23 protein-coding genes and 1 tRNA gene are annotated in these 19,836 nt (G+C 59.3%); 22 read left to right on the top strand and 2 right to left on the bottom strand.

Translation table 11 applies throughout. The features are described 5' to 3' along the window. Positions 1-114: 114 nt before the first annotated feature. The 5 genes from pheS to P9L99_03135 all read left to right on the top strand — a co-directional run bounded on the left by pheS (position 115) and on the right by P9L99_03135 (position 4,449). On the top strand, positions 115-1,155 hold the full coding sequence (gene pheS, locus P9L99_03115; GenBank protein ID MDP8222324.1) for a phenylalanine--tRNA ligase subunit alpha: 1,041 nt from the start codon (positions 115-117) through the stop codon (positions 1,153-1,155). Beyond that, a complete protein-coding gene (pheT, locus tag P9L99_03120) occupies positions 1,152-3,539 on the top strand; it encodes a phenylalanine--tRNA ligase subunit beta (protein ID MDP8222325.1) in 2,388 nt (795 codons plus the stop codon). The genes pheS and pheT overlap by 4 nt, the downstream gene beginning before the upstream one ends. A 101-nt stretch (positions 3,540-3,640) precedes the next feature. Then, a complete protein-coding gene (locus P9L99_03125) occupies positions 3,641-3,919 on the top strand; it encodes an integration host factor subunit alpha (protein ID MDP8222326.1) in 279 nt (92 codons plus the stop codon). 42 nt (positions 3,920-3,961) lie between these two features. After that, the gene (locus tag P9L99_03130) at positions 3,962-4,348 is read left to right on the top strand and encodes a MerR family transcriptional regulator (protein ID MDP8222327.1); all 387 of its coding nucleotides are present in this window, start codon (positions 3,962-3,964) and stop codon (positions 4,346-4,348) included. Positions 4,349-4,375: 27 nt separating this feature from the next. Beyond that, positions 4,376-4,449 (top strand) — tRNA-Pro (locus P9L99_03135). Positions 4,450-4,558: 109 nt separating this feature from the next. Here P9L99_03135 and P9L99_03140 read toward each other — a convergent pair. Both P9L99_03140 and P9L99_03145 read right to left on the bottom strand, forming a co-directional pair. Further along, positions 4,559-4,984, bottom strand: a complete 426-nt coding sequence (locus P9L99_03140) for a hypothetical protein (GenBank protein ID MDP8222328.1) — start codon at positions 4,982-4,984, stop codon at positions 4,559-4,561. A 26-nt stretch (positions 4,985-5,010) separates the two neighbouring features. Further along, positions 5,011-6,483, bottom strand: coding sequence for an outer membrane protein transport protein (locus P9L99_03145; GenBank protein MDP8222329.1), 1,473 nt, complete (start codon positions 6,481-6,483; stop codon positions 5,011-5,013). 415 nt (positions 6,484-6,898) lie between these two features. On the opposite strand from P9L99_03145, the gene surE reads away from it, so the two are divergent. The 17 genes from surE (at position 6,899) to P9L99_03230 (ending at position 19,828) form a co-directional block, all read left to right on the top strand. After that, entirely contained in the window at positions 6,899-7,642 is a 744-nt protein-coding gene (gene surE / locus P9L99_03150; GenBank protein ID MDP8222330.1) for a 5'/3'-nucleotidase SurE, read from the top strand. Further along, a complete protein-coding gene (locus P9L99_03155) occupies positions 7,636-8,307 on the top strand; it encodes a protein-L-isoaspartate(D-aspartate) O-methyltransferase (protein ID MDP8222331.1) in 672 nt (223 codons plus the stop codon). The genes surE and P9L99_03155 overlap by 7 nt, the downstream gene beginning before the upstream one ends. Continuing rightward, entirely contained in the window at positions 8,304-9,092 is a 789-nt protein-coding gene (locus P9L99_03160) for a hypothetical protein (GenBank protein ID MDP8222332.1), read from the top strand. Before P9L99_03155 ends, P9L99_03160 begins: the two co-directional genes overlap by 4 nt. Next, positions 9,082-9,555, top strand: a complete 474-nt coding sequence (locus P9L99_03165; GenBank protein ID MDP8222333.1) for a TIGR00725 family protein — start codon at positions 9,082-9,084, stop codon at positions 9,553-9,555. The genes P9L99_03160 and P9L99_03165 overlap by 11 nt, the downstream gene beginning before the upstream one ends. Then, positions 9,548-10,291 (top strand): M23 family metallopeptidase, encoded by a 744-nt coding sequence (locus P9L99_03170; protein ID MDP8222334.1) that lies wholly within the window; start codon positions 9,548-9,550, stop codon positions 10,289-10,291. The genes P9L99_03165 and P9L99_03170 overlap by 8 nt, the downstream gene beginning before the upstream one ends. A gap of 35 nt (positions 10,292-10,326) precedes the next feature. Beyond that, positions 10,327-10,848 (top strand): adenine phosphoribosyltransferase, encoded by a 522-nt coding sequence (locus P9L99_03175; GenBank protein MDP8222335.1) that lies wholly within the window; start codon positions 10,327-10,329, stop codon positions 10,846-10,848. Then, positions 10,796-11,488, top strand: coding sequence for a radical SAM protein (locus P9L99_03180; GenBank protein MDP8222336.1), 693 nt, complete (start codon positions 10,796-10,798; stop codon positions 11,486-11,488). Before P9L99_03175 ends, P9L99_03180 begins: the two co-directional genes overlap by 53 nt. 72 nt (positions 11,489-11,560) lie before the next feature. Next, the gene (rpiB, locus tag P9L99_03185; GenBank protein ID MDP8222337.1) at positions 11,561-11,998 is read left to right on the top strand and encodes a ribose 5-phosphate isomerase B; all 438 of its coding nucleotides are present in this window, start codon (positions 11,561-11,563) and stop codon (positions 11,996-11,998) included. A 52-nt stretch (positions 11,999-12,050) separates the two neighbouring features. Continuing rightward, positions 12,051-12,509, top strand: coding sequence for a transcriptional regulator NrdR (gene nrdR / locus P9L99_03190; GenBank protein MDP8222338.1), 459 nt, complete (start codon positions 12,051-12,053; stop codon positions 12,507-12,509). After that, a complete protein-coding gene (gene ribD / locus P9L99_03195) occupies positions 12,496-13,656 on the top strand; it encodes a bifunctional diaminohydroxyphosphoribosylaminopyrimidine deaminase/5-amino-6-(5-phosphoribosylamino)uracil reductase RibD (GenBank protein MDP8222339.1) in 1,161 nt (386 codons plus the stop codon). The genes nrdR and ribD overlap by 14 nt, the downstream gene beginning before the upstream one ends. Next, positions 13,641-14,297 carry a riboflavin synthase gene (locus P9L99_03200; protein ID MDP8222340.1) on the top strand — a complete coding sequence of 219 codons (657 nt, stop codon included), beginning with the start codon at positions 13,641-13,643 and terminating at the stop codon, positions 14,295-14,297. The genes ribD and P9L99_03200 overlap by 16 nt, the downstream gene beginning before the upstream one ends. 9 nt (positions 14,298-14,306) lie before the next feature. Next, positions 14,307-15,554, top strand: coding sequence for a bifunctional 3,4-dihydroxy-2-butanone-4-phosphate synthase/GTP cyclohydrolase II (locus P9L99_03205; protein ID MDP8222341.1), 1,248 nt, complete (start codon positions 14,307-14,309; stop codon positions 15,552-15,554). After that, positions 15,541-15,999 (top strand): 6,7-dimethyl-8-ribityllumazine synthase, encoded by a 459-nt coding sequence (gene ribE, locus P9L99_03210; protein MDP8222342.1) that lies wholly within the window; start codon positions 15,541-15,543, stop codon positions 15,997-15,999. Before P9L99_03205 ends, ribE begins: the two co-directional genes overlap by 14 nt. Before the next feature lie 7 nt (positions 16,000-16,006). Beyond that, positions 16,007-16,423, top strand: a complete 417-nt coding sequence (gene nusB, locus P9L99_03215) for a transcription antitermination factor NusB (protein ID MDP8222343.1) — start codon at positions 16,007-16,009, stop codon at positions 16,421-16,423. A gap of 9 nt (positions 16,424-16,432) precedes the next feature. Then, the gene (locus tag P9L99_03220) at positions 16,433-16,957 is read left to right on the top strand and encodes a M17 family peptidase N-terminal domain-containing protein (GenBank protein ID MDP8222344.1); all 525 of its coding nucleotides are present in this window, start codon (positions 16,433-16,435) and stop codon (positions 16,955-16,957) included. A 9-nt stretch (positions 16,958-16,966) separates the two neighbouring features. Beyond that, complete coding sequence (gene trkA, locus P9L99_03225; GenBank protein ID MDP8222345.1) at positions 16,967-18,331, top strand: Trk system potassium transporter TrkA; 1,365 nt, start codon at positions 16,967-16,969, stop codon at positions 18,329-18,331. An 18-nt stretch (positions 18,332-18,349) separates the two neighbouring features. Further along, positions 18,350-19,828: a TrkH family potassium uptake protein gene (locus P9L99_03230; protein ID MDP8222346.1), complete on the top strand. Its 1,479-nt coding sequence runs from the start codon at positions 18,350-18,352 to the stop codon at positions 19,826-19,828. The last annotated feature ends 8 nt before the right edge of the window (positions 19,829-19,836 follow it).

The following is a 19,836-nucleotide window of genomic DNA, read 5'->3' on the forward strand; positions in this document are numbered from 1 at the left end:
TTCCGGTCACGGCAACCGGATACGCCGGCGCGGTGGGCCTGAGGGCTCACCGTCGTCGCGGGCGCGGTCGGTTGGACCCGCCCTTGAAATTCGACGGACAATGGACGGGTGACCATGCAAAAACAAATCAAACAGATTCAAGACCAGGCGTTGACCGACATCGCCGCGGCAAACGATCCCGATGATCTCGACGGTATTCGCGTATCGGTGCTGGGTAAAAAAGGCTCGCTGACCCAAATCCTCCGAGGCATGAAAGACCTCTCGGCGGAAGAACGACCCCTCGTTGGAAAACTCGTCAACCTCGCGAAAGCCGCGATTGAAAAGGCCCTGGATGAAGGCAAAACGCGCCTCGTGCAACAAACTCGCGCCGATGCGGCGAAAACCGAGCGCGTGGATATCAGCCTACCCGGGCGGCGACCGCTGCGCGGCAGCCTGCACCCGCTGACCCAAACCCTCGAGGAAATCGTACACATTTTCGAACGCATGGGCTTCATTTGGGAAGACGGCCCGGAAGTCGAAAAACCCTGGTACAATTTCGATGCGCTCAACTTTCCGCCCGATCACCCGGCGCGTGACGAACACGATACGCTGTTCATCAACAACGACCTGTTGTTGCGCACCCACACGAGCCCGGTGCAAATCCGCGTCATGCAACGACATCAGCCACCGGTGCGGATTCTCGCTCCCGGCTGGGTGTTTCGGTCCGACAGCATCGACGCCACACACTCGCCGATGTTCTCCCAAGTGGAAGGGCTGCTCGTCGACAAACACGTCTCCTTTGCCGACCTCAAGGGCATGCTCGACCACTTCGCCAAGGAATTTTTCGGTCCCAAGACGCGCACGCGTTTTCGCGCCAGCTTCTTCCCCTTTACCGAGCCGTCCGCAGAAGTGGACGTGTCCTGTTGGGGTTGCGGCGGCAGCGGCGAGCAAAAGAACGGCACCTGCTCGGTCTGCAAGGGCACGGGCTGGGTCGAATTGCTCGGCGCCGGCATGGTCGACCCGGCGGTGTACGAAGCGGTCGGCTACGACCCGGAAGAAGTGACCGGTTGGGCCTTCGGCATCGGCATCGAGCGCGTCGCCATGGCGCGCTACGACATCGATAATATTCGCCTCCTGTTCGAGGGGGATTTGCGGTTCTTGAGGCAGTTCCCATGATTGTTACTTATCGTTGGCTGCAGGATTACGTCGATTTCGATACACCCATCGCAGAGTTATCCCATCGCCTGACCATGGCCGGTTTCGAAGTCGAAGAAGTGCGGAAAATCGGCGGCGACTACGACAACGTCGTCACCGCGCTGATTGAAAAAGTCGAACCGCACCCGGACGCGGATCGCCTGACGGTGTGCACGGTCTTTGACGGTCAAGAGCGATTTCAGGTCGTCTGCGGCGCGTCAAACACCGAAGCCGGGCGCATCGGCGTGTTGGCCCGGGTCGGTGCGAAACTGCCGGGCGGCAAACTCAAAAAAGGAAAAATTCGCGGCGTGGAGAGCTTCGGCATGCTGTGCGCCCGCGACGAACTGGGAATCAGCGACGACCACACCGGCATCTGGCTGTTGCCCGAAGGTACGCCTCTCGGGTTGGAGCCGCTTGCGGCGCAGGGTCTCGATGACTGGGCAATGGAACTGGGCGTGACACCTAACCGACCCGATGCGCTAAGCGTCATCGGCGTGGCGCGGGAAGTCGCGGCGCTGGTCGGTAAGCCGTTGAAAAAAACGGATCTCGAAATCGAGCCGGAGGGCGGCGCGATCGATGAGTACATGACCATCGAAATCGAGGCGCCGGACAAGTGCCCGCGATACTGCGGCATGCTGGTAAAAGGCGTGAAGATTGCGCCTTCACCGCCGTGGATGGTCCACCGTCTCGAAGCCGCCGGCGTGCGGGCCATCAACAACATTGTCGATATTACCAACTTCGTGCTGCTGGAGTACGGCCAGCCGTTGCATGCCTTTGACTACTCCTTCTTGAGCGATCGGCGCATCGTGGTGCGCTGCGCGAAAGACGGCGAAACGATTACCACGCTCGACGAACAGGTGCGGCCGCTGGATGGCGACGACCTGCTGATTTGCGACGGCGTCAAACCAGTCGCGCTGGCCGGGATCATGGGCGGTCTCAACAGCCTCGTGTCCGATGATACGGTCGACGTATTCATCGAATCGGCGTACTTCGAACCGACCGGCATTCGCCGCACCAGCCGCAAGCTCGAACTTTCTTCCGAGTCGAGCTACCGCTTCGAACGCGGCACCGGCGTGGAGAATACCGTGCTGGGCGCCCACCGCGCGGCGCGACTTATGGCGGAACTGGCCGGCGGCACCCTCGTGCCCGGCTTTATCGACGCCTATCCGAAAACGATTCCACGGCGACAAGTCGCCATGCGGCCCGCCAAGGTCAACGCCCTGTTGGGAATTGATCTGGACGCCGCGCAAATGATCACGCACTTGGAGTCCATCGAGTTACGGGTTGTCGACACTTCGCCCGACCGGCTTGTTGTGGAGGTGCCGAGTTTCCGACCCGACTTGGAGCGCGAAGTCGATCTCGCCGAGGAGATCGCTCGCTTGCACGGGTACGAAAACATTCCGCTGACGATTCACATGGGTGTCGACGCCGAGAATCGTCCGTGGGCGCTGCGCGACTTTCTGCGCGATCTGCGACGTGAACTGGCCGGGATGGGGCTCAGTGAAACCATCTCGCTGGCCTTCGTTGCGCCCGAGGCTCTGGCCGCCGTGGGCGCACCGGAAGGCATTCGGCTTGCCAATCCACTTAGTGAGGACTTCGCCGTACTACGCACCTCGTTGCTGCCAAGCTTGCTGGGCGCGGTCGCGACCAACCAGGCGCGCCGCCTCAGCGACATCCGAATTTTCGAAGCCCGGCGGGTGTATCTGCCGCAAGCCGACGACGACATGCCGACCGAGCCGCACCACTTGGGCCTCTTGGTGGCCGGTAGCCGACAGGATTCCTTCTGGACGGGTGAATCACCGCATGTCGACTTCTACGACCTCAAGGGCCTTGTAGAGCGCCTGCTGACGCATTTCGGGCTGCGTAACGTAACCTGGCGGGTGCCGGCCGACGCCGGTCCTTTCTTGCCGGGCGTTTGCGCGGAGATGCTGATCGGTGAGAACAGCGCCGGCCGTATCGGCAAGCTGCGGACCGAATCCTTGGAAATCTTCGGAATCGAAGGGGAGGTCTTTGCGGGCGAACTTAATTTGGATATGATAGCCGCTCAGGCGGATAGAGAAATCAAGTATCAGAAGTTGAGCAAGTTTCCGGCGATGTTCCGGGATATTGCTGTGTTGGCCGACGAAGAAGCGTCCGTTGACCGCATGCTCGCCGCGATTCGTGAGATTGATACTCGCCGGATCACGCGCCTGCACGTGTTTGACGTGTACAAAGGCAAGGGGATCCCACCGGGGAAGAAAAGCGTTGCCTTCTCCATGTGGTTTCAGGATCTGGCGAAGAACCTGTCGGACAAAGATGCCGACAAGCTCACGAAGAAAATCTTACGAGCGTTGAAAGAGGGTTTAGGCGCAACCCTAAGGGAATAGTTGAAACAAGGCTGTCTAAGCCTTCATAAACAGGCAAAAAAAATCTTGCAAACGCGAAATAAACCTGATAAAACACTCGAACTAACAAGGGGGGAGCGTCCATGACGAAAGCGGATTTGGTGAATGCAATCTACGAACGCGTGGGCTTCTCGAAGAAGGAATCTGCACGTATTGTTGAGTTGGTCTTCGATATCATCAAAGAAACTTTGTCAGAGGGCGAGAAGATCAAAATTTCCGGATTCGGCAATTTTGTGGTTCGGGAAAAACGTTCGCGCATTGGCCGCAACCCGCAAACCGGTGAGGAAATCGAAATTTCCGCCCGGCGGGTTTTGACGTTTAAACCGAGCCAGGTGCTGCGGAACGCGCTCAAGGACGTATAGTAACGGCCTGGTGTTTCGCGCTTTAATAAGGATGGTGGGACGATGGCGGTTGATGAATCCCGCGAGATCCCAAAAAAGCTGTACTTTAAGATTGGTGAAGTCAGCGAAATCACCGGTGTGAAGCCCTATGTACTCCGGTATTGGGAAACGGAATTCAACATCGTTCGGCCGTCCAAGACGCGCACCAACCAACGCCTGTATCGCCGTAAGGAAGTCGAACTCATCCTCGAGATCAAGCGCTTGCTGTACGAGGAAAAGTTTACGATCGCCGGCGCCAAAAAGGTGTTGATGGAGCGCAGCCGTAAACGGGCCGACAAAGGACACCAGCAGCTCACCATGAGTTTCAACCGAGAAGAGTACGTCGAGATTCTCAAAAAAATTAAAAGAGATATCCTCGAGATCAAAAAATCGGTTGAATCCTATTTGTGATTTGTTTATACCATTGCTCTTGCTTCGCGGGGCGTAGCGCAGTCTGGTAGCGCACCTGAATGGGGTTCAGGGGGTCGCTGGTTCAAATCCAGTCGCCCCGATTAAGCGAAATGACCGCCCGGTTTTCGGACCGGGCGTTCTTTTTTTGGCGTTCACAAAAAGAAAAGGCCGAGCATTACGCCCGGCCTTTTTTACGTCGCGTCGTGTTTTCTATTCGAAACACTCGATGATTTGCTCTTCCACTTGCACGTTGCAATCGGTCCAGGCACCGGCCGGATCACAATCTTCGCCAACGCACTCGAAGAAGCCGCCCATGACTTGCATCATGCAGTCGATGTCGATCGTGTCGGCGTAGGCTTCCAGGGCGGGGCCGTAGGCGTCAACCCAAGCCTGGCAGATTTCCTCGGCGTTCTCGACTTCGCACGCGTTCCAGAATTCCAGACAGGAATCGTATGCCGTGCTCATCAGCTCTTCGATGGGGTCGCCGCCGGTGGTGTCGTCGTCGCCGCTGTCGTCGTCGCCGGCATCGTTGTCGTCATCGTCGTCGTCGTCGTCGTCGCCGCACGCTGCGACCAGGCCGAATGCCAGGATCATAGCCATGACCATCGCGATCATAAGTAGTCTCTCGATTTTCATTTCGTATCTCCTTGTTGTTTTTTCATTTAAAAGGCGAAGGAAAACATGACGTGCGCCAAGTGCTCGCCGAGCGTCGACTCGCTATTGTCGTACTCGGCGGCGATCTGGTGATCGCTCGACGCCGTCTGCGTGTTGGAAACGGCGTACTCATACGCCGCATTGACTTCGAAGAAATCCTTGACGTTATACCCGCCGCCCAGCGTGATGTGGTGCTCGACGATTGCCGGGAAAACGGCGAAAACCGTGTCGTCCGGCACGGGATTCTTGCCGTAGTTGTAACCGACGCGGGCGAACGCCCCGGGCAGAAACTCGTATTGCGTGCCAAATGCGAAGACGAGTTGGTCTTCCCATTTCAACGGAATCTCCGCGACGACCTTGTCGCCGCCGATCATCTTGTTGATGTTATCGTTGTCGCCGTTGGACAGCGTCATCTTGAATTTTTCCATCGTCGCCGACCAGTTAATCCAGGTTACGTCGACACCCATCAGCAGTTGTTCGAGCGGCCGCACTGCGACGCCGAACGCCAGCTTCCGCGGCCAAGCGAATTCGACTTCCGCGTCGTAGTTGGCTGCGTAACCGCGCTCGGGATCCACACCGTTTTCCTGGAAAAACTCCATGACGGCTTGCTCAGCTTGCTGCGGCGTGTCGACCGACGGCATGAGTTGGAACGCGTCGACCATCTTGGGCAATGCGTCGTCGAACTGACCTTGCATGTCCATTTTCGCGTCGCCGTGGAAAGTCAGCGTGGTCTGGAACGTGTAGGCTAATCCGAGGGACACGACCTCGTGCGGCGTGATCAGAATGCCGAGCTTCCCGCCGAAACCAAACGCGTTGGCGTTTTCCAACTCAGCCATCGCGGTCAGTTCGTCGTACCCGAGCATGTTCTCGAATAAGGAACCGAACGAAACCTCCGAACCGCCACGCATCGCCCGGCCGGTCATGATCGAAGGATGCACCGCAAAGGGCATTTTCATCCCCATTTGGGCCCACCCGAGATTGAACGCGCCGCCCAGCGAAACCATCTCGTGCGGCTGGTAGGCGATCGTCGGCGCCAGTTTCATGTAGCCAAGGGTGGAAAAATAATCCGCATCCTGGCCCGCGATCGCGTGATCGAGTTTGAACTCCGCGCCCATGCCGCCTTGCGTGAATACACCCAGGCCCAAGGCAATCGGCACGTTCTGAAAACGGTAGCCGTACGCAATCATCGGCATCGGAAAGATGTTGACTACGCCGTCCTTGTCATTCAGGTCGTTCTTGAAGTGCACGATGGGAATCAAGAGGGCTGTCCCGAAATCGATGCGGTGGCCGAGTAATTGGGTCAAACCGGCCGGGTTCGTGTTCATCGCCGTGGCGTCGGTCGCAATCGCGATATCGACGCCGCCCATGCCTGCGGCCCGCGCGCCGCTCGCAGTGGCCTCCATTCCATTTGTGGCGAACGCCGCCGGCACCAAAACCAGCGTCAAAGCAAGCGCGATGCTAAAGCGAACAAGTGACTTCATCGCGTATCCCCCTGGGGACGTGCGGACAGGCCGCGACCCCTGGTTATCGTGCGCTCGGGCTAGTTCCCGAACGTTGTTTCGCATCGATTCGATCGGCGGCGGCTTCTAATGCCCACCAAGCCGGTAGACTAGGTAGGGAATTAGTATCAATATATCTATATAGATGTCAATCGAAAAATTAAGATAGATAGATATAGATAACAATAGATACCAGGTTTCAACAATCGCTTAAGGACGGTGCCGAAGGCGAATCGCCACAACATGTGGGTCACGCCTCGTCGAATTACTCCATATTCAGTTTTTCCCTTGTCGCTGCAGGTCGGATTTAGTACCATGCGCCGCACCGAAAATACCGGCGAATCGCCTAACGAAGCCTGTTATGAGGCGATTTTCGGGACGCAGACGGAGAAACCAGTTGCGCATACTTGTCACGAACGACGACGGAATCGATGCACCCGGAATCCACGCCTTGGCCGAAGCTTTGGCGGAACTCGGGGACGTCGTCGTTTCGGCTCCCGACGGTAACCGCAGCGCCAGCGCCCATAGCCTCACACTGGATCACCCGTTGCGCATTCAGCAGGTCAGGCCCGGCTGGTTCGCGTGCGACGGCACCCCCGCCGATTGCGTACACGTGGCGCTGAACGGTTTTTTGCGCGACGAACGCCCGCTCCTGGTCGTCGCCGGCATCAATGCCGGCGGGAATCTCGGGCAGGACATTACTTACAGCGGGACCGTGATGGCCGCGTTGGAAGCGACGCTGCTTGGCGTGCCGGCGTTCGCGGTGAGCGTCGACGCGAGAACCCAGATCGATTATTCCGGAGCCGTAGCGATGGCCACGCGTGTCGCGCGCCGGGTTTTGGCCAACGGGTTGCCGCCTACCGTGCTGCTGAATTTGAACGTGCCCAGTGCGTCGCCCGAACAAATCAAAGGCATCAAGTTGACGCGGCAGGGGCGGCGACTGTACGGCGACGAAATCGACGAACGTATGGACCCGCGCGGCCGCGAGTATTATTGGATCGGCGGTCAGGAACTCGGATTTGAGCAGATTGACGGCAGCGACATGGTTGCCGTCCGCCAAGGATTCGCGTCCTTGACGCCGATTTCCGCGGATCTGACCGATCATTCGTATCTCGAAAAGATGATGGATCAATCATGGTGAGACATACGCCCACGCCGGAGCAATTGGAAACCGCCCGAGACATGATGGTGGAAAAACAACTCAAGGCGCGAGGTATCAAGGACCCTCGCGTGCTTGACGTCATGGCCCGTCTGCCTCGCGAGCGCTTCATGCCGCAACACGTGTGGGCCGAAGCGTACGCCGATCGCGCCGTGCCCATCGGTCAAGGGCAAACAATCAGCCAGCCCCTGATTGTCGCCTTGATGACCGAAGCCTTGGAACTGAAGGGGAAGGAAAAAGTTTTGGAGGTCGGCACCGGTTCCGGCTACCAGGCGGCGATTCTCGCGCATCTGGCCGACCGCGTGTTCACCATCGAGCGAGTCCGCGAACTGGGCCGTCAAGCCGAACGTCTTTTCGCCGAGATGCGTCTGGACAACATTCTAGTGCGTATCGCCGACGGCTCCCACGGCTGGCGCGAAGAAGTGCCGTTCGACGCGATCATCGTGACCGCCGGTGCGCCGGTGGACGTGGATCACTACCTCGAACAACTTCCCTACGGCGGGCGCCTCGTCGTGCCGGTGGGCTCGACGCCGAACGCCCAGACGCTGCTGCGTTTCACTCGCGAACGTAATCGCACCGTGAAGGAGGACTACGGGCCGTGCCGCTTCGTCCCGCTGGTCGGTCACTACGGATGGAACAACAAATGAACGAAACCACCGCGACCCCGTCGACGCCCGCCAAGCGCGGCCTCATGAAGCGCTTGTACGACTGGGTTCTGCATTGGGCCGAAACCCCCTATGCCGTGCCCGCCCTGTTCTTTCTCGCGTTGGCCGAGTCAAGCTTCTTCCCCATCCCGCCGGACGCGCTGCTGATCGTCATGTGCCTGGGCCTCGTGCACCGCAGTTTCCGTTACGCCGCATGGTGTTCGGTCGGTTCGATCATCGGCGGCGTCGCCGGGTATTACATCGGCTACTTCTTCTTGGCCACCGTCGGCGTAAAGATCATCAACTTCTATCACGGGTGGGAAATCGTTCTGTCGCTGGCCGACAAGTACAGCCAATACGGCGTGCTGTTTCTGGGCACCGCCGGCTTCACGCCGATTCCCTATAAAGTCTTCACGATTGTCACCGGCGCCTTTGACGCGATCGCCGTGGGAAAAATTCAAAGCGCCGCCATCGTGGCCAACGTGAGCGACGTGTTGCGGGCCGCCGCTGAGACGCCCGCCCAATTGGCGGCCGTCGAACTCCGCGTGCAAGCCATGAGCGACCAACTGACCAACATGAAAGCGATGGGGTTGGGAACCTTCGCGCTGGTTTCGGCCATCTCCCGCAGCGCCCGGTTCTTTCTCGTGGCGACGCTGATTTACTTCTTTGGCGAGCGCATCAAAACCTTTATCGAAAAGTACTTCAATTTGCTCACCATCGCGTTTATGGTACTGCTGGTATTAGGATTCGTGCTGATTAAATTCGTGTTCGGAAACCATGGCGGATAAAGACAAAGTTCAAATCGCCGTGATCGGTGTCGCCGACGCCGATGCCGCGACCCGGCGGCTGGCTTATGAAGTCGGTCGCGCTATCACCGAAGCCGGCGCCGTGCTCTTGTGCGGCGGCATGGGCGGCGTGATGGAAGAGGCCGCGCGGGGCGCGCAAGAAGCGGGCGGTCTCGTGGTCGGTATTCTGCCCACCGACCGGCGCGGCAGCGGGAACTCGTATCTCGATGTGGAGGTCGTTACCGACATGGGACACGCGCGAAACGTGATTCTTGCCCACAGCGCCGACGCCCTGATCGCCGTGGCGGGTTCGTACGGCACGCTGTCGGAAATCGCCGTCGGGCTCAAATTGGGCAAGCCGGTGATCGGCCTGGGAACGTGGGACATCCCCGGCGTCGAGAAGGTCGATGATCCGGCAACGGCCGTTGCCCGTGCTCTTTCCCGATTGGGAGGTTTGCGTGCGTAGATTGATTGTTCTGGCGGTCTTGTTACTGGTGTGCTTCACGCTGACCGGGTGCGCCTACTACCACAAGGTGCAGCCCGGCGATACTTTGTACAAACTGAGCAAGGATTACGGCGTGTCCGTGCAGGAGATCCAGCGCGCGAACCCCGGCGTCGATCCGTACAGTTTGCAGATCGGGCAGGGCATCAAAATCCCGCGCTTCCCCGATCAACGCGTGGCGAACTACACGAAAAAGACGGAACCCAAGGCGCGCGTAGCGCCCACGCCGCAACCTCGAATAACGATCCGCCCGCAACCGACGCCGAATCCCTCAGCGAAAAAACCCGGCCGCTCCAGCGCCGTGGTAACCAACAGCCAACCCCGCTTTGTCTGGCCTGTGCAGGGTGGCGCGGTGAAAACTCATTTCGGAACGGTGATCGACGGAGCGCCGACGCACGGCATCGAAATCGGCGCGGCGCGCGGCACGCCGGTGGTGGCGGCGGCGGACGGCAAGGTGATTCTGTCGTCGTCGGAATTCAAAGGCTACGGCAACATGGTCGTGCTGCGTCACGACAACAATTTCTTCACGATTTACAGTTATAACCAGCGGAACTTCGTCAAAAAGGGGCAGCAGATTACCCAGGGGCAGAAAATCGCCGAGGTCGGCCAAAGCGGTCGCGCCACCGAATCGGCGCTGCACTTCCAAATACGCATCGGCGCCAAGGCGGTCGACCCCCTGATGTATCTGCCGCGGCGCTGACACTCGTGGTCGCAGCGAAGGAATAGGAGAGTGGGATGGAACTAAAAGAAATTGCCGCGTTGATCCGTGATGTGCCCGATTTTCCCAAACCGGGGATCATCTTTAAAGACATCACAACCCTGACCTCCGACGCCGCCGGCTTTCGCGCCGTGATGGACATCTTCATCGACCGCTACAAGGACCAGAAGATCGACAAAATCGTCGGTATCGAATCACGCGGTTTCGTCTTCGGCGGCGCACTGGGTTTCGAACTCCATTGCGGCGTGCAACTCATGCGCAAGCCCGGCAAGTTACCCGCCGACACCATCAGCGCCAGCTACGAGTTGGAGTACGGCACCGCCACGCTCGAACTGCACAAGGACGCCGTGAAGCCGGGAGAACGCGTGCTGATTATCGATGACCTGCTTGCCACGGGCGGTACGATTGAGGCCGCTACGGAACTCGTCGAACGGCTCGGCGGTCAAGTCGTCGAGTTGGCTTTCGTCATCGAACTGGATTTCTTACATGGACGCGAAAAAACCGGCGACCGGCCGATCTTCAGCATCCTCCATTTCTAACACGCTGCGGGTCTGCGAAACTTTCCTGAGCCTCAGCGGCGAAAGTACGCGCCAGGGCCGGCCCGCGTGGTTCATCCGTCTCGGCGGCTGCAACCTGCGATGCGCCTGGTGCGATACTTCCTATGCGTGGGCGGAGGGCGAACCGCGGCGCATCAGCGAACTGGCTGATGAGGCTGCGGCCTCCGGGGCCGAATTGGCCGTCGTTACCGGCGGCGAACCCCTCCTGCAACGCGGCGTGAATCTCCTGATTTCCGCACTGGATGAGCGCGGCCTGACCATCCTGGTCGAGACCAACGGCACGCAATTCCTCGGCGACCTCGATCCCGTCGCGATCCGCATTGTGGATGTCAAACCGCCTTCGGCCGAGGCGGGAGAACCTTTTCTCATGCGAAACCTCGACCACGTACGGTCTCAGGACGAACTCAAGTTCCCCGTAGCCGATCGGCAAGACTTCGATTTTGCACTAGATTTCGTGACGCGCCACCGCCTTGGCGAACGGTGTGCCCTGTTGTTGTCGCCGGTCGCGGGTCGCGTCGATCCCGCCGAAGTCGCCGAGTGGATGCTGGAAGCAGGTGCCGGATTCCGCCTGCAACTGCAACTCCACAAGATATTGTGGGGTGAGGACGTGAAGGGACGCTAGATATTGCGCTGCACGGGGTGTCGTGTTACGATCCGCCCGCCAAATAATCACGCAAGAACAAGGGAGTGCGTCATGCGACTTATCGTCGGCAGCGACCATGGCGGCTTGGCGTTGAAAAACATCGTACGCGATCACCTGGCCGACCTGGGCCACGACGTAACCGATGTCGGCACGCACACCGACGAAAGCACGGATTACCCCGACTTCGGCCGCCTTGTGGCGGAAATGGTCGCCCGGGACGAAGCCGATTTGGGCATCGTTGTTTGCGGAACCGGCATAGGTATCGGGATTGCGGCAAACAAGGTCAAGGGCATCCGCGCGGCTCTGTGTACGAATTGCTTCATGGCCCGCATGGCGCGCCAGCACAACGACGCCAACGTGTTGTGCCTCGGCGGGCGCGTCCTGGGCGACGCGCTGGCTCTGGAGATTGTCGATACCTTCTTACGGCATGATTTCGAAGGCGGTCGCCACGCACGGCGGGTCAAAAAAATCGAGGAAATCGAGAGCTGAACCCCCGGTTCAGCGCGTCGAGGCAATAACCAAGCAGGCAAGGAGCTAGGCGATGCGTTGCAGAAAATGCGGGCACGACCAGAGCAAAGTGATGGACTCCAGGTTCCGGCCGGAGCAAAACCTGATCCGCCGGCGGCGCTTGTGCCTCAGTTGCGGGTACCGATTCACGACCCACGAACGCGTTGTGATGACGATGCCCCTGGTGATCAAAAAGGACGATAGCCGCGAAAGCTTCGAACGCGAAAAAGTGTATGCGGGCATCCGCCGCGCTTGCGAAAAGCTTCCCATCTCCGTCGAGCAGATGGAGAACCTCGTCGGCGAAGTCGAACGCTACGTGCAGGAAATCGGCTCCGACGAAGTGCCCAGCAGCCTCATCGGCGAGTTCGTCGTGCAACGTCTCCGCGACTTGCACCCGGTCGCTTATGTACGTTTTGCGTCAGTTTATAAGTCGTTTAAAGACGTAGACGACTTCATGTTGGAACTAAAAGAGATCCTGGATGACAGAAAATAACGTCGCGCGACCCTCAAGGGACGCCGATCGGATGCGCCGCGTCTTGCGGCTGGCGGCTCGCGGCCGAGGATGGACCAGCCCCAACCCCATGGTCGGGGCTGTTTTAGTCAAAGACGGCCATATCATCGGCGAAGGGTTCCATACCGCCGTCGGCAAACGCCACGCCGAACGCGAAGCCCTGGCCGACGCCCGGCGCCGCGGCAACGATCCCGCCGGCGCGACGATGTACGTCAACCTCGAACCGTGCTGCCACTACGGCCGCACGCCGCCTTGCACCGATGCCATCATGGAAGCGGGCGTGGCCAAGGTTGTCGTTGCTCACCAAGACCCCAATCCGCAAGTCAACGGCCACGGCCTGACGATTCTGAAAGAAGCGGGTCTCGAGGTCGAAGTCGGCGTCTTGGCCGACGAAGCCATCCGCCTTAATCAGGTCTACTGCCGGTATATCTGCTCCCAGCGGCCCTTCGTTACGCTGAAGGCTGCGACCACCCTGGACGGCAAAATCGCCACAGTGACCGGCCACAGCAAGTGGGTGAGCGGCCCTGCGGCGTTGCGTTACGCCCACCATCTGCGGCACGTCAACGACGCCGTTCTGGTCGGAGTCGACACCGTCATCGCTGACGACCCCCGGCTCACGTGCCGGCCCGGTGTGGAGCAAGATGTGCGGCAACCCCTGCGCGTGGTTGTGGATTCCACCCTGCGAACGCCGGAAGACTCCGTAATCGTCAGTGGGACGCTGCCGGCGCAAACCGTGATTGCCACCACCGACCGCTCGGACAGCGAAAAGCGAAAGCGCCTTGCCAAAGAGAGCGTTTTGGTGAAAAGATTCCCCGCGGACGAGACCGGCCGGGTCGACCTGGCCGCATTGCTCGTCTGGTTGCACCGGCGCGAAGTGGCCGGCCTGCTTGTCGAAGGCGGCGGCCGGGTGCACGCTTCGTTTGTGCGCGCCGGGTTGGCCGATAAATTGGAGCTCGTTCTCGCCCCGAAACTTGTCGGCGGCGAGGGCGGGGCGTCGTGGATGGCGGGCGTGTTGGCCGAAACGATGAACGAAGCCGTCGTGCTGCGCGATATGCGGGTGCGGCAACTCGGATCGGACTGGCTGATCGAAGGCCTTTTTGAGGAAGTAGGCGGATGTTTACTGGACTGATCACAAGCATCGGAACGCTTACTTCCGTGGCGCGGCGCGGCGAAAACCTTGTGTTTCGCGTGCGTGCCCAGCCTGCTTTCGACGACATCCAGCTTGGCGAATCGATCGCGCTGGACGGCTATTGCCAAACGGTCGTCGCCGTGGACGGGCCGGCATTCGAAGTCGAAGTCAGCCCCGAAACCGCGGCCAGGACCACGGCCGGGGCGCGGCGTGCGGGTGACCGGCTGAATCTGGAGCGGGCGCTGCGCGTCGGCGACCGCTTGGGCGGTCACGTGGTAGCGGGTCACGTGGACGGCGTGGGAGATATCCGGTCGATCGCAGAGAAGGGCGGATTCGTCGTCGTGGCGATTGCGGCTCCGGCGGATATCCTCCGCTACTGCGTGTCGAAAGGATCGATTGCCGTGGACGGCATCAGCCTGACGATCAACGCCGTTGACGATACGGGAATGGAATTGGGCATCATTCCGCACACCTGGAACGCCACGACGCTGCACGAGCGGCGGCGCGGCGACAAGGTCAATGTGGAAGCCGATATCATCGGTAAGTATATCGAGCGGTTCTGGAGCGCGCGCTTCGGCGAGGACTCCGAAAAGAGCCGCGTCACCAAGGGTTTTCTTGCGGAACATGGGTTCCTGAAATAGGCGGACAATATGGCACTGGCGACAATACCGGAAGTAATCGAAGAAATGCGCAACGGCCGGATGATCATTCTGGTCGATGACGAGGATCGTGAAAACGAAGGCGACTTGTGCGTAGCGGCCGAGCACATCACGCCCGACGCTATCAACTTCATGAGCAAATTCGGCCGCGGCCTCGTTTGCCTGGCCATGACCGAGGAGCGCGCCGACGTACTCGATCTACAGCCGATGGTGGCCGACAACACCAGCCGGTTCGGCACCGCGTTCACTGTCAGCATCGAAGCCCGGCAGGGCGTTACCACCGGTATCTCGGCTCATGACCGCGCCACCACCGTGCAGGTTGCGGTCAACGAGAACGCCACTTCCGCCGACTTGGCGCGACCCGGCCACATTTTTCCGTTGCGGGCCGTGCGCGGCGGCGTCCTGCGACGGACGGGTCAAACCGAGGGCAGCGTCGACTTATGCCGCCTGGCCGGCCTCAAGCCCATGGCGGTTATTTGCGAGGTGATGAAAGACGACGGCACCATGGCCCGCCTGCCGGACCTGAAGGAGTTCGCCGCCGAACACAACATGCTGATCTGCTCGATCGTCGACATCATCGAATGGCGCATGAAAACGGAGGTGCACGTGCGCTGTATCGCCGAAGCGCACATACCGACTCTATACGGCGGTGAATTCAGGGCGATGGTGTTCGTCTCCGATGTGGAAGCCGGCGAATTGGAGCACGTCGCCTTAGTCAAGGGCGATGTCCAAACCGAGGAGCCGATTCTCGCCCGCGTGCATTCCAGTTGCCTCACCGGCGACGTCTTCGGCTCGCTGCGCTGCGACTGCGGCAGCCAATTGCACCGCGCGATGGAAATGGTCAACGACGAAGGACGCGGCGTCATCCTGTATATGAATCAGGAAGGCCGCGGGATCGGACTGGGCAACAAAATCAAAGCCTACGCGCTGCAGGAGCAGGGGCGCGACACCGTTCAGGCCAACGAAGACCTCGGATTCAAAGCCGATTTACGTGACTACGGCGTCGGGGCGCAGATCCTCGTCTCACTCGGCATCAAGAATATTCGCCTCTTGACCAACAATCCCCGCAAAGTCATCGGATTGTCCGGCTACGGTTTGAATATCGCGGATCGCGTTCCGATCGAAGTAGGGTATACTAAGGAAAATATCACGTATATGAGGACCAAAAAGGAGAAGCTCGGACACGAGCTCCATGAGGTCGATAACTGCTGTGAGGAAGATTCGAATGAAGGTCATTGAAGGAAAACTTAGTGCCAAAGGCTGTACGTTTGCCCTGGTCGTTTCCCGGTGGAACAGCTTTATCACCAGCAAATTGTTGGACGGCGCCATCGACATCATCGTCCGTCACGACGGCGACCGCGACAAGATTACCGTTGTCTGGGCGCCCGGCGCCTTCGAGCTGCCGGCGATCGTCAGTCGCGTGGCCGGCGGTGACTACGACGCCGTCATCGCCCTGGGTTGCGTCATTCGCGGAGGAACGCCGCACTTTGACTACATTGCCGCCGAGGTCAGCAAGGGCGTGGCTCATGTCGCGCTCGAAGGCAAAGTACCCGTCAGCTTTGGAGTGTTAACAACCGACACCATCGAGCAGGCCATCGAACGCGCCGGTAGCAAAGCCGGCAACAAGGGCGCTGAAGCGGCCATGGCCGCGCTCGAGATGATCGACCTCTACAGGCAAGTATAAGGGCGTTATGGGAAACCGACACAAGGCGCGTGAATTCACGCTCCAGATACTGTACGCGCATGACTTGGTTGGCACGGAGTTGGAGAAAATCCTCGAACTTTTTTGGCGCGATATTCAAGTCGCGCCGGAGGTCCGAGAATTTTGCGACCGACTCGTAGTCGGCGTCTTAAATCACAGAGAGGAAATCGACAAATTGCTGGCGCAGTATTCGGAGAATTGGAGCTTGGAACGCATGAACGGCGTTGACCGCAACGTGCTGCGTCTGGCCACCTTCGAAGTCCTGTTCTGTCCCGAGATCCCGAAGAACGTGACCATTAACGAGGCGGTGGAAATAGGCAAGCGCTTCGGGTCGGAAGACTCCGGCGCCTTCGTCAACGGCATCATCGACAAAATCGCCCGGGATCACAAAAAAGAGGAAATGTAAGCAAAGGATATGAAACTTCGGGGCACCAGCCAACGATCCGACCAGGTTCCAACCGACACCCTCGTTCTATCCTTTTTCAAGGACGAACGACCGTTGAAGGGCGCCACCGGGTTGTCGGACTGGCATCTAAGCGGCCGCATCTCCAGACTCATCATGCAGCATTTCGTGGACGGCACCTTCGGCGAACCTCTGCTCATGCCCGCACTGCGCCGCATGCCGTGCGACAAAATCATGGTAGCGGGCCTCGGACGCCGCGAGAATTACACCATCCAAGCCTACCGCACGATCTGTAAAAAGATCTGCGAAGCCTTGGCCAAACTCAACGTGACCGATTTCGCGCTCGAATTGCCGGGCGTGGCATTGTCCGAACTCGACGCGGCCGAGGCTGCGGAAATCCTCGGCAACGCGATCGCCGAGCGCTTCGGCGGAGACAAAGAACGCCTGGCGCGCGTGGAAGTCACGGTGTTTGCCGAGCGTCGCCATTTGAAGATAATCAACCCCATTTTGGCGAGGTTGGAACGAAGCCTGGGGTAGAGGTAGGTCATGAAAATCATCATCGTCGGCGCCGGTGAAGTGGGGATGCACATCGCGTCCCGGCTCGCCGCGGAAAACAAAGACGTGGTGTTGGTGGACCACGACCCGAATCGCGTCGCCTTCGCCAAGGACAACCTCGATGTCCAAGCCATCACCGGGCACGGCAGCAGCCCGCGCGTACTGCGCATGGCGGGCATCGAAAACGCCGACCTGCTCATCGCCGTCACGACGTCCGATGAAGTCAATATGGTGGCCTGCCTGATCGCCGCTTCGCAGACAACGACCCCGCTCAAAATCGCGCGAATCCGCAACCCGGAATACGTGGAGGGAACCGATATTCTCGCCAGCCCGCATTTGGGCGTGGACCTGCACATCAATCCGGAACGGGAGGCGGCTGAGGCGATCCAGAAGGTGCTGAACATTCCCTGCGCGAAGGAAGTGATCGATTTGGGCGGGGGAAGGGTGAAGCTTATCGGCGTGCCGATCCCGCCCGACAGTCCGGTCATCGGCCAGCAACTACAATACCTTTCCGAGTTTCGTCCGGAGAAAAAAGTACTCATTGCCGCCATTCAGCGCGGCGAAAAAATCGTGATCCCCGGCGGTGCGGACACCATGGAGGCGGGGGATACCGTGTGGGTGATAAGCACCCCCGAGAATATCGACCATGTCATGGCCGGCCTCGGCCTGACGACCAAACCGGTGCGCCGCATCATGCTTTTCGGCGCCACTAATGTCGCCCGCTTGCTGGCCGAAATGATCCTTGCCGACGGAATGAGCTTACGCATCGTCGAGAAGGATTACGAAAAATGCGTTCAATTGGCTGAGCGTTTCCCGCAGGCGGTCATATTGCACAGCCCCTTCGTCGATCAGGAACTGCTCGAGGAAGAGGATGCGGCCAGCCTGGACGCCTTCGTGTCGGCCAGTGAGGACGACGAGGATAATATTCTCTCCGCGCTACTGGCCAAGCGGTTCGGCGTGAAGAAAGTCGCCACCGTTCTGGAACGCGCCACGTACAACCAGATCATTTCTTCGATTGGTGTGGATATCATCGTTTCCAAGCGCCTCGCGGCGGTTAACCGCATCATGGCGTACATGCGCAAGGGCAAGGTCCGCAGCGAAGTGGTATTGGGCAACCAACGTACCGAGGTGCTGGAATTCGAAGCGCTGGAAACTTCGCTGGTCGTCGGCAAGGCTCTGAAGGAAATCAAGTTCCCGAAGGGCGTGCTGATCATCGCGATCATTCGCGACAACGACGTGATTATCCCCGGCGGCGAGAGCGTGATCCAAGTCGGCGATCTCGTCTTGGCGTTAACTGATACGGGCAATATCAAGGCCCTGGAAAACCTGTTCTCGGTCAACCTCTCCTTTTTCTAACGCAAGCGGGAGCGCGACGTGCATTTCAGATTCGTCTTCAAAGTACTCGGCGCGATGATCGTATTTCTCGGTCTATCGATGCTGGCGCCACTGATCGTGGCGTTGATCTACGGCGAAGGCGATTGGCCCGCGTTCGGAATTTCCGCGGCCGCGACCGTCGGGTTCGGGGCGCTGACTTATCTGCTGTTTCGTAAGCAGTATGCGGAAATCTCCAACCGGGACGGCTTCTTCATCGTGACGATGGCGTGGTTGCTGGCCGCGGCCTTCGGCGGTTTGCCGTACTATTTTCAGCATGTGTTTGATGCCGGCGGCGCATCGCCCAGTTTCGTTCACATGTATACCGACTGCTTTTTCGAGGCCGCCAGCGGCTTAACCACGACCGGCGCGACGGTGCTGACCGACATCGAAGGCCAAACCCACGGCATCCTGTTTTGGCGGGCGCTTACCCAATGGCTCGGCGGCATGGGTATCATTTTGCTGGGCGTGGCGATCCTGCCCCTGTTGGGTGTTGGCGGCATGCAGCTTTTCAAGGCCGAGGTGCCGGGGCCGACGGCGGACAAGCTCACGCCGCGCGTGGCTGAAACGGCCAAGCTTCTCTGGGGCGTCTACCTTTTGATTACCGTGTTGGAAGTCGTGCTGCTCAAAATCGGCGGTATGAGCCTCTTCGATGCGATCTGCCACGCCTTTGCGACCTTGGCCACCGGCGGCTTTTCCACCAACAATATGAGCGTCGAAGGATATAACAGCGCCTATTTCGATTTCGTCATCGGCGTGTTCATGATTTTGGCCGGCATCAATTTCGCGCTGCATTTTCAGGTTCTCCGCGGACGCTGGAAGGCGCCGTGGCGCGATCCGGAGTTTCGTTTCTACATCCTGTTGATGGCCGGGATGATGGCCCTGTTGACCGTCGCGCTGTATGTGACCAGAACCTATCCGACGATGTTCGAATCGTTCCGTCGCGCGTTCTTTCAAGTGCCGGCGATCATCACCACCACCGGTTTTACGACCGCCGATTTCGATACCTGGCCGGATTTCCTGCGTATCCTCATGTTGGGGTTGATGTTCGTGGGCGGCATGAGCGGCTCGACCGGCGGCTCGGTGAAAATCATGCGCGTGCAACTGCTGCTCAAGTACGCCTATCACGAACTCTACCGGCTGATTCACCCACGGGCGGTGATTCCGTTGCGCCTCGGACGCATGACGGTGCCGGACCCGGTGATGCGCTCGATCAGCAACTTCATCATTCTGTATCTTTCGCTTTTCCTCCTGTGTTCGTTGATCATGGGCGCGCTGGGGCTCGATTTTCTAACGGCCATCAGCAGCGTGGCGGCGACGATCGGAAACGTCGGACCCGGCCTGGCCGGCGTCGGGGCGCATCAAAATTACGCAGCCATTCCGCTCTTGGGCAAATGGGTGCTTATCCTTTGCATGATTATCGGCCGGCTCGAGATCTACACCGTGCTGGTCCTGCTGGTGCCGAGATACTGGCGCCGCTAAAGGACATC

Source organism: Candidatus Lernaella stagnicola, from assembly GCA_030765525.1.
Lineage (GTDB): Bacteria > Lernaellota > Lernaellaia > Lernaellales > Lernaellaceae > Lernaella > Lernaella stagnicola.